Genomic DNA, 1,047 nt, shown 5'->3' on the forward strand with positions numbered 1-1,047 from the left:
CCCGCCGCACGGCGAGGCGGTCCTCGAGCGGAATCGCTTCGTCGCCTTCGCGCTGACCGCTGCCGAGTTGCTGGTCGAAGTGGATCCCGAGACGGGAATCAGCTTCGCGACGGGTGCCTTCCGGGCGCGCTTCGGTGAGGCTCCCGAGGCCTTCCTGGGCAAGGCGGCCGAGACCCTGTTCGCGGCCGAAGACCGCGCTGAGTTCCTGCTGGCGATGAGCGTGCTTGCCGCCGACGGGCGCCTGCCACCGCGCATCTTGCGCGTGAACGACAGCGAGCGGAGCGAAATGATCATCTCCGGCCTGGCGCCGTCTTCGCCCGGCCAGCGCGTCTTCCTGACCTTGGCGGAGAATCCGCGCAGCCGCACCTTCCAGGACCCACTACTGCCGGAGACTGTGCCCCAGCGCGCGGAGCGGAAGCTGCGGGAGGGCAGTGGCGGCAGCCTGGCGCTACTGCAGTTGCCGCAAGGGTTGGATACGGCGATGAACCGCACGCCCGCCTTGCGGAGCGCCCTCACGCGTGAACTCGGGCCGACGGAAGAACTGGTGCGCGGGCGGGTCGGTGTCCTTGCCTCGGGCACCGACGGCCTGGCGGCGTTGACAGCGGCTGCGGAGCGCATCCTGACGGAGTATGGCATCGGCGGCTCCGTGATGGCGCGGTCGGTGGCGCTCGATGCGGGCGCGCTGAGTGCTGTACAAGCCACGCGCGCCCTGCGGCATGTGTTGAGCGCTTTCTCGCGGGACGGCGTGCAAGGTATCGACGCCTTAGGCGCAACCGGCGGCCTTGACGCCGCCATGAACCGGCTGAAATCCGACGTGGCGTCGCTCCGCCGCGTTCTCACGTCCCGCCGGTTCAATCTGGCTTTTCAGCCGATCGTCGATTTGGCCGATGGTGCCGTGCATCACTACGAGGCCTTGCTCAGGCCACCCGTAGATCTGCCCGGCGACCTCGTACGGCCCGATGGCTTTGTGCGCTGCGCCGAAGCGGTCGGCATGTCGGATGCGCTGGATCTCGCGGTGACCGAGCGCGTCTTGCAGGCGCTATCCAC

1 protein-coding gene is annotated in these 1,047 nt (G+C 68.9%); it reads left to right on the top strand.

All coding sequences use genetic code 11. The features are described 5' to 3' along the window. Window positions 1–67 precede the first annotated feature (67 nt). Window positions 68–1,047, top strand: a 980-nt coding sequence (locus tag GXW71_RS34570; protein ID WP_211858618.1) for an EAL domain-containing protein, incomplete at its 3' end; no start/stop codon positions are given.

Origin of the sequence: Plastoroseomonas hellenica, assembly GCF_018129085.1 — a bacterium.
In the GTDB taxonomy this organism is placed as follows: Bacteria; Pseudomonadota; Alphaproteobacteria; order Acetobacterales; family Acetobacteraceae; genus Plastoroseomonas; species Plastoroseomonas hellenica.